Source organism: Stieleria sp. (genome assembly GCF_041595215.1).
GTDB lineage: Bacteria > Planctomycetota > Planctomycetia > Pirellulales > Pirellulaceae > Stieleria > Stieleria magnilauensis.
Genome location: NZ_JBFHKV010000276.1, coordinates 1 through 8,718 on the forward strand (window position 1 = coordinate 1; position 8,718 = coordinate 8,718).

5 protein-coding genes are annotated in these 8,718 nt (G+C 59.7%); 3 read left to right on the forward strand and 2 right to left on the reverse strand.

The window, feature by feature from the left end; genetic code table 11:
- Positions 1 to 71: 71 nt before the first annotated feature.
- A complete protein-coding gene (locus tag ABX749_RS12640; protein WP_372896303.1) occupies positions 72 to 3,233 on the forward strand; it encodes an FG-GAP-like repeat-containing protein in 3,162 nt (1,053 codons plus the stop codon).
- Positions 3,234 to 3,523: 290 nt separating this feature from the next.
- On the opposite strand, the gene ABX749_RS12645 is transcribed toward ABX749_RS12640, so the two are convergent.
- Together ABX749_RS12645 and ABX749_RS12650 are read right to left on the reverse strand one after the other, a co-directional pair.
- Positions 3,524 to 4,198, reverse strand: a complete 675-nt coding sequence (locus tag ABX749_RS12645; RefSeq protein ID WP_145211794.1) for a YceH family protein — start codon at positions 4,196 to 4,198, stop codon at positions 3,524 to 3,526.
- Positions 4,199 to 4,329: 131 nt separating this feature from the next.
- Positions 4,330 to 5,682, reverse strand: a complete 1,353-nt coding sequence (locus tag ABX749_RS12650; RefSeq protein ID WP_372896304.1) for a dihydroorotase — start codon at positions 5,680 to 5,682, stop codon at positions 4,330 to 4,332.
- A 388-nt stretch (positions 5,683 to 6,070) separates the two neighbouring features.
- On the opposite strand from ABX749_RS12650, the gene ABX749_RS12655 reads away from it, so the two are divergent.
- Positions 6,071 to 7,348: a HupE/UreJ family protein gene (locus ABX749_RS12655; RefSeq protein WP_372896305.1), complete on the forward strand. Its 1,278-nt coding sequence runs from the start codon at positions 6,071 to 6,073 to the stop codon at positions 7,346 to 7,348.
- Positions 7,349 to 7,505: 157 nt separating this feature from the next.
- Positions 7,506 to 8,654: an acyl-CoA dehydrogenase family protein gene (locus tag ABX749_RS12660; RefSeq protein ID WP_372896306.1), complete on the forward strand. Its 1,149-nt coding sequence runs from the start codon at positions 7,506 to 7,508 to the stop codon at positions 8,652 to 8,654.
- The last annotated feature ends 64 nt before the right edge of the window (positions 8,655 to 8,718 follow it).

Below are 8,718 nucleotides of genomic sequence, written 5' to 3' on the forward strand. Positions count from 1 at the left end.
AACCACGGAGATCCACAGCACCGATGCGGAAACGAAGCAAACAGAACGTCACGTCGAACCGAATCACCGCCATGTCGATCTCTACGCGGCCAGTCGCACGATGGTTGCCCCAAGCCGTCGACCGTCGCCCCACTTCTGTCCGACGCAGAGGCCCATCGCTGCGTGGGCTCGTCTTGCTGCTGGTTGCCAGCTCGCTGATTTGGGGCTGCGATCGCTCACCGCCTGCCGGAGACCCGGGCGGAAATACCCCGCTGGAAAGCACCGCCACGCCAGGTACCAAAACCCTGGCCAATCCAGTCGGTACGCTCAAGTTATCGCTGCGGCGGCAACAGTGGGACCAGGCTTGGGAAGCGTCACAGATCATCCTCGCCCAAGCCGGTGTCGACCAAACCGCGACGATCCAGGCAACCCATCCGGGACTGATGAAAATCGAGCCGGACACCTTGGCGCTGATCGCGCAGGCCGCCCACCAGAGCGGGCATCCCGATCAGGCGGCCAAATTCTTGCGTTCGGCGTGTCAATCCGAGTCGTTCGCCAACCCCAGTCGTGTCCGCCAGACCATGATCGCGATGATCGGGCTGGGACAATACCACGACGGGCTGGATTTTTTGGAACAGGCCCTCCAGGCTCAACCCGACCAGCACGAAACCCGCCGCTGGCTGTTCGATTTCTACATCGGCGCCGATGATCGCGTTTCGGCGCTGCGACACGGGCAAACCCTGGTACTCGCACGGCGGTTCGACATCGCGATGCTGAAGGACTTGAGCAATACCGAACGACGAACGCTCGACGCCGACCCGCTGGACCAGATGGTCACCCGCAACCCCGACGACAAGCGACCGCTGTTGGGGGCGGCGAAGTCAAAATTCGACGAAAGTAAATTCGACGAGGCGATCAAGCTGCTCCGCGAGATCGTCGCCGATCACCCGCAACATCATCCCTCGCAAGCTTTCTTGGGCCAGGCCCTGGCTGCGTCTCGGCGGTTCGAGGAACTGGAAACCTGGGCCGCCGAGCAAACCGATGGGATTCAGGACTACCCGGCCTATTGGATTGCCCTGGGCGATTGGGCTCGGGCGAACGATGACGGGTCCGCAGCACTTCGGGCGTTTGCCCAAGCGGCCGTCTGTGGCGATCCCGAAGTCGTCCAGATCTGGACGCGGTTGGCGACCCTGCTGCCCGAGTTTGCCGCCCAAAACCCCGACGTCAACAAACAGATGGTCACGATCGTCAATGATCGCGCCCAACAGTTGACGCGATTTCACCAGTTGAAAGATCGCTTCACGCGGACCGGCGAAATCTCAAGGGCGATCGCGTTGGAGATTGCCCAGTCGCTGGAAAAACTCGGGCGGCTCTGGGAGGCCGAAGCCTGGTCGGCGATCGCGACCACCCTACCCGAAGACGACTCGGTTGACGTCGCCGGATTTCGCGACGAGCTGGTGCAACGTTTGAAACCGGGCACACCCTGGCGGGTGCCCGAGGCGCTGCCCGATTTCGACGTGCTGTTTGCTCGACTGCCACTGCCAAGTATCGAAAAGGTGGTTTCGACGAACGATCCGAGCGAACAAACGATCCGCCGCGACGACGCGGTCGCCGGTGAAGCCGCCGAAGAAACCGGCGTGGCGGTCGACTGGAAAATCGCAGACGAAGCGGTGCAGCGCGGATTGACGTTTTGGGGGCGGACCAGCGAAACGCTCGACAAGCCGGGAATCATGCTCTACCAGACGCTCGGTTGTGGCGGCGGAACGATCGATTTTGATTTGGATGGCTGGAGCGACTTATATCTGGTGGCCGCCGGTGGAACGCCGCCCGGACAAGATTCCGATGCCAACGAGCTGTTCCGAAACCTGGACGGACAATTCCGGCCCGTCGGCGAAATCGCACAAACCGGCGACAAGGGATTCGGACAAGGCGTCGCGGTCGGAGATGTCAACGAAGACGGCTTTCCCGATCTGCTGGTGCTCAATTACGGCCCCAACCGTTTGTACGTCAACAACGGTGACGGAACCTTTCGGGATGCCAGTGACCAGATGCCAGCGGGCGACGCTGACGAATGGTCCTCCAGCGGCGCGATCGCGGATCTCGACCACGATGGCTTGGCGGATCTCGTCGTCGTCAACTACTGCGCCACGCTGGGCCCGGTCACGCGAGGCTGTCCGATGGCCGGCTCCACGGTGATGCGATCCTGCTCCCCGATGTTGTTTCCAGCCATGCCGGATCGCTTTTTACGTTCCAGCGGCGACGGAACGTTTTCCGACACGACCGAAACCTGGGGCGCGATCACGGATTCGCCCGGGCGTGGACTGGGAATCATCGTCGGCGACTTGGATGGCCGGCTCGGCAATGAAGTGTTTGTGGCCAACGACATGACCAACAATCACTACTGGAGTCGCGTGGCGGGCGAATCGAACGACACCCAACTCGCCTTGTCCGAGTCGGCGATGCTGCGTGGAATCGGCGGCGACGACCGAGGGATCCCGCAAGGTTCGATGGGGATCGCCACCGGAGACTTTGACCGAGACGGCGACGTTGACTTGTACGTTACGAATTTCGACAAAGAATACAACACGCTGCACACGCAATCCTCGTCGGGCATCTGGCAAGACCGCACCGGACCGCTGGGGCTGGTCGAGGCCACACGTCCGCTGGTCGCATTTGGCACCGAAGCGATCGACCTGGACAACAGCGGCGACGCGGAGATCGTCGTCACCAATGGGCACGTCGACCTGTTCTCACGAGGCGACGAGAAAGCGATGTATGACCAGCCGATGCAGATCTTTCAACGATCCACGACGGGCCGCTATAGCAGCGTTTCGGTCGGAACTCTGGGGCCGTACTTCCAGAACAACCACGTCGGCCGCGGCTTGTGGACGATTGACGCCAACCGCGACGGACAAGTCGACTTCGTGGTCACGCACCAAACCGAACCGACGGCGCTGATGATCAATCGCACCGAGAACAGCGGCAACTGGATACGTCTGGACTTGAAAGGCCGCACGTCCTCCCGCGACGCGATCGGAAGCACCCTCCGCGTCGAAACCAGCCAGGGCACACACACCGGGTTCCTGGTCGCCGGTGACGGATATCAATGCAGTAACGAACGCGTGCTGCACTTCGGTTTGGGCGACCTGGACGACGCGTCGGTGACCGTCTCGGTGACCTGGCCGACCGGAAAAACCGAGCAATTCACGCAGCTGCCCACACGAACACAAAACGTGATCGTCGAATCCAACTAACCAGTGGCGTAAGCTTCCAGCTTGCGATTCTCCTGCATCTTTGATGCTTCATTCCGAAGATTCATTCTGGACGAAGAACTCCAGGCCATTTTGCCGGGCTAATCATCGAAAAATGTCACCCTGTCATCCGTGGGTTCGCGCTGCCATCGGTGGGTTCAGTAGTCCGTTCAACGCTCCGCAAGTTACCGACTGACACCGATTCTGCGCGACAAACGCAACCTTAGGTTCACTCTGGATGAAGCATGAAGGTAAAGGGGCGGGTCGGAAGCTGGGGTTTCCGGAGAGGCAAGCTAGGACTCGAGTTCTTTTAGGCGGGCTTCCAGGTCGTCGATTCGTTCGGTGACGGCGTCCAATCGCGCGATCAGCTGATCGATGACATTCTTGCTGGTGTCGGGGACCGCCGCCGACTTTGCCGCTTGCTTTTCGACACGGGCTTCTAAGTACTGGCGTTCTTGTGGCGGATAAAGTTTGTGGGCAAACGTTTGCCCGCGTCCCGGAGGCGTCAACGCTTCCACCAGATCCTTGTCGGCCAGCGATTTCAAAACGGTTTTGACCGAGTCGAGATCGGGCAGACTGCACATCCGCGACGCCCGAGTACGGATCTCGCCGATCGTCTGCGGCCCGCGGAGCAGCAATTCGGTCAACACGGCGGCCTGCGGATTGTCCAGGTCCAACCAATCGTAGGCGGCATGACGATACTTGGTCACCCGTCCGCTGCCCTGGATCTCCCGCGCCGCCCCGACACCCCGCAACTCGTCCAGCGCCAATAGCACGTCGTCTTCGTCGAGCTGCATTTGCGGAGAACGATTCGATTTTTGATTGCAACCGCTGATGATCGCCGCGGCGGACATCGGATAGTTGTCCGGAGTCGTTTTGGCTTTCTCCACCAACACACCCAGCACGCGGCGGGCATTGGCGGACAAGGGCACAACCGGCTTGGCATCTTCGCCGTCGTTTTCAGACATGGATCACTGGAAGGGGAAGGGAAGGAGGGAAGTCAAACACGGCACGGACGATTCATCCGCACGCCCCGGCGCTGTGGTTTCGCGACCGAGGCCTGTAGTTTAACGCCCCGAACGCCCTTCGTCAGTCGGCATCATTCGGTGCCGATTCCGCCTGCGGTCGCCCAGTAGCCGCCTCGGGAATGATCGAACCGCAGCTTGGCACCGCGAAACGATTCGTCAAACCCGTTGTCGGCATCGTAGACCTTGTGCCCGCCGACGAAGGTCGCGACCGGCCAGCCCGTCAACGTGACCGAGTCCCACGGCGACCATTTGGATTTGGTGTGTTGCTCGGCATCGCGAATCGTCTTTTGTTTGTGCAGGTCCACCAGCACCAGATCCGCATCGTATCCGTTTTCGATCCGGCCCTTGCCCACGATCCCCCAGACGCGCGCCGGGGCATCACACATCCACGACGCGACTTGGTTGATGGAGCATCGTCCCTGGGTGACTTGATCGAGCATCAACGCCAAACTGTTTTCGACGGCCGGCAACCCCGAGGGGCTGTTGGGGTACTGCGCCGCTTTTTCTTCCAGCGTGTGCGGGGCGTGGTCGGTCGCGATGACCTGGATCGTCTGGTCCAGCAACGCCTGGAACAGTCGGCGATTGTCGTCGGCCGATTTGATCGAGGGATTCATTTGGATCCGAGTTCCCAGGCGGGGGTAATCGTCGACATTGAAAAAGATGTGGTGCAGGCAGACTTCGGCGGTGATGTACGGCGCGGGATCGGCCAGGATTTCCAGTTCGGCGGCGGTGGAGACATGCAAGACGTGAAAGCGATGTTTGTATCGGCGGGCCAAATCGGTCGCCCGCCGAGTCGCGATCACGGCGGCCTGGACGTCCCGGATGCGTGAATGGTCGGCCACATCGGTGGTACCGGCCAATCGAGCCGCATTGGCGCGAACCGTTTGTTCGTCTTCGCAGTGGGCGCAGATCGGCAGTGTCGTTTCGGCAAAGATCCGCTCCAACGCCTCCTGTTCATCGACCAACAAGTTGCCGGTGCTGCTGCCGATAAAGATTTTGATTCCCGGGACATCGGTCACCTTGGCCAACTCGGCGGAGTTGTCGGGGGTCGCTCCGATGTAAAAGCCATAATTGACCAATGACTTTTCCGCGCCGAGTTGCTCTTTGGCACGGACACCGTCGAGCGTCACCGCGGGCGGTTTGGTGTTGGGCATTTCCAAGAACGACGTGACGCCACCGGCGGCACAGGCATGGCTGGCGGTCGACAGGTCTTCTTTGTGCGTCAGTCCGGGTTCGCGAAAGTGAACCTGGTCATCGATCACGCCCGGCATCAAGTGCAAACCCGCACAATCGACCACGTTGTCGGCCGCAGCGTCGGCGGACGCCGCCACATCCAAGATTTTGCCGTCTTCGATCAGAACGGAACTCTCGGTGACCGTGTCGGCCAGCACAACGGATGCATTTCGAAACAGGGTGCGGGGCATCGAATCGTCCAATAAACGCGGCGGAAAAAGAGAGGGTCGCAGTCGCCCAATCAAGGCAGAATCATCCAGGAGGGCGACGACGGTTTCAACCATCACCCCCTGTCAATCGTATCGGTCGAAGCGCCTGACGCGAAGAGGCCGCCAGAGTTGGGCGACCTGCCAACCAGAGCACGGGAAAAATCCGGACTGCCGCCCCGAAGCGTGCCGGCATCGCGTTTCGATCGACTATCCTGGGCTGCGAGTCGGCGGTGTGCCGGACGGATCCCCTGGCATCCGCGTGGCACGCCAGGCAATCGGGGGCCGGTTTTTCACCCAACATTCAGCCGACCCGACGAACCGCAACAAGGTTTCGGGCCGCGATGAAGCGACAAAGCACTTTTCATCACCCATGAATCCGATCCCTTCGCCACCCGACCGCCTGGAGATCCGCTCGTTCCGACCAGGACGGTTCCAGCCTTGCCGTGGCGGGTCGGTCCGCCGCGTGGGTTTGCAACTTGCCCTCGCGTTGCTGCACGTGCTCCTGCTTTCGGCCACCGGCTCGGCGCACACGACCGGTGAGACCTACGTTTGGCTGAATGTCGAAGAGGATCGATTGACCGGTCGCGTCGAAATCAATTTGAATGACTTGCGAGATAAATTGGGAATCGACGTTCCACCAGCCGGTGATTCCACAACCGGTGACGTGACAGCGGAATCCGCGCCCGCGGACGATCGCATGACGATCCTTCGAGAAACCCAGCCACTGGTGCTGGATTATCTGCGCCGACACTACGGCATTTCGGTCGCTTCGAAACCTGTTCCGATCCAGTACATCGACTTGCGGATTCTGGACCTGCCCGACGACGAAGGAAGCTATGCCCAATATGTTTACCAAACCCCCGTCGGTCCGATTCCGGATGTGATCACGATTCGCAACAGCCTGTTTGTGGAAGATGACTTTACCCACCGAAGCTTGGTCTGCATCGAACGAAACAAGAAAAGCGGTCAGGAGTTCGAAGGCGAGTTCACCGCGATGGTGTTCGGGGCGCACAACCCGGTCCAAGAACTTGATTTGAATCACATCGACCTGTTGCTTCGCCCTCGCGATTTCATTTGGCAGGGTGTGTTGCACATCTGGATCGGCATCGACCACATCCTGTTTATCGTCGCATTGCTGTTGCCGGCGGTCTTGGTCCGTCAAGAAGGCAAGTGGGTCCCGGTGCCGAGTTTCAGGCAAGCGTTTTTGAACATCGTCAAGATCGTCACGCTGTTTACCGTCGCGCATTCGATCACGCTCAGCTTGGCCGCGCTCGGTGTGATCGACCTGCCTTCGCGATGGGTCGAATCACTGATCGCCTTGTCGATCGTGTTGGTGGCGATCAATACGATTCGCCCCCGATTCAATGACAAGACCTGGCTGATCATCTTTGGGTTCGGCCTGTTCCACGGCATGGGGTTCGCTTCGGTGATGAGCGAACTGCCGTTTCGCATGATACATCTGGTCAAAGTGCTCATCGGGTTCAATCTGGGCGTCGAACTCGGGCAGTTGGCAATCGTTGCGGTGGTGTTTCCGCTGATCTTCCTGCTGCGGAAACGGGAACTTTATCAGCGCGTCGTGCTGATCGGAGGGTCCGTGGTGATCGGCTTGATCGCCAGTTACTGGTTCGTCGAACGGGCATTCACATGATAAAAAAACACATCCTGTTAGTGCTCCATCATCGCCACGTCACCCCTACCGCAATGCACGGCGAAATCGAAGGTCCGCACCGTGATCTGTTTCACCGTGACGGGCACCTGAAACGTTCCGCGCCGCCCCAACCATCGAATGCTCTCAGGTCACCGTTATGAATTTTGATTGGAGCGAAGCACAACTCGCCTATCGCGACCGGATGCAAACGTTCGCGTTCGAGCATCTGAGCGACGATGTGATCGACAGAGACGAACGGAGCGAGTTCGCCGAAGACCTTTGGCAGCGGGCTGCCGAATTTGGCATCCAGGGCCTGTACATCCCGACCGAATACGGCGGTCGAGCTTCGGCCGATATTGAAACCGCAATGCTGGCCATGGAAGCGCTCGGCTACGGATGCAGCGACGGCGGTTTGCTGCTGGCGCTGAACGCACAGATGTGGGCCGTTCAGCTGCCGATCTTGCACTTCGGCAGCGAGTTTCAAAAAGAACGCTTTCTGCCAAAACTTTGCGACGGCACTTGGAAAGGGGCGCATGGGATCACCGAACCGAGTACCGGTAGCGACGTCTTTCATCTGAAAACGACGGCGGAGAAAGTCGACGGCGGCTACGTGCTCAACGGCAGCAAGTGCATGGTCACGCTCGCACCGATCTGCGACGTGGCGCTCGTCGTGGCGAGTACGAATCCGGCGAAGGGCAAGTGGGGGCTGTCCACGTTTTTGGTCGAAGCGAAACAGCAGGGATTTCGCCGCGGCGCAAATCATCTGAAAATGGGCCTTCGGACCGTCCCGATCGGCGAACTGCATCTGAACGACTGCTTTGTCCCCGAATCGCATCGACTCGGCAAGGAAGGTGGCGGCTTCGCCACGTTCAATCATTCGCTGGAATTCGAACGCTGCTGCATCTTGGCCAGCCAAGTCGGCGCCATGCAGCGCCAATTGGAAACCTGCGTCCGGTACGCAAAAGAGCGTTCCCAATTCGGCCAGCCGATCGGAAAATTCCAGTCGATCTCCAATCGAATCGCGGACATGAAAGTTCGCTTGGAAACGTCAAAGCTGATGCTCTACAAGGTCGCGTGGCTGAAGAGCCAGGGGAAATCAGCGATGATGGACGCCGCCATCTTGAAACTGTACCTGAGTGAGTGCTACGCACAGTCCAGCGAAGACGCGGTGCGGATTCATGGCGGACGAGGCTACCTGTGCGAAAATGGGATCGATCGAGATTGGCGTGACGCGATCGGCGGCGTCTTGTACGCCGGCACGTCGGACATCCAACGCAACATCATTGCGGGACTGCTTGGAGTTTGACGATGGCGGATCTGCTACACGAAAATCTAACACGTTCGACGTCCAAGACACCCGACCAAGTGGC

Coding starts and splice junctions, on each gene's coding strand:
- ABX749_RS12640 (WP_372896303.1), top strand. CDS start 72: ATGTCGATCTCTACGCGGCCAGTCGCACGATGGTTGCCCCAAGCCGTC.
- ABX749_RS12645 (WP_145211794.1), bottom strand. CDS start 4,198: ATGTCTGAAAACGACGGCGAAGATGCCAAGCCGGTTGTGCCCTTGTCC.
- ABX749_RS12650 (WP_372896304.1), bottom strand. CDS start 5,682: ATGCCCCGCACCCTGTTTCGAAATGCATCCGTTGTGCTGGCCGACACG.
- ABX749_RS12655 (WP_372896305.1), top strand. CDS start 6,071: ATGAATCCGATCCCTTCGCCACCCGACCGCCTGGAGATCCGCTCGTTC.
- ABX749_RS12660 (WP_372896306.1), top strand. CDS start 7,506: ATGAATTTTGATTGGAGCGAAGCACAACTCGCCTATCGCGACCGGATG.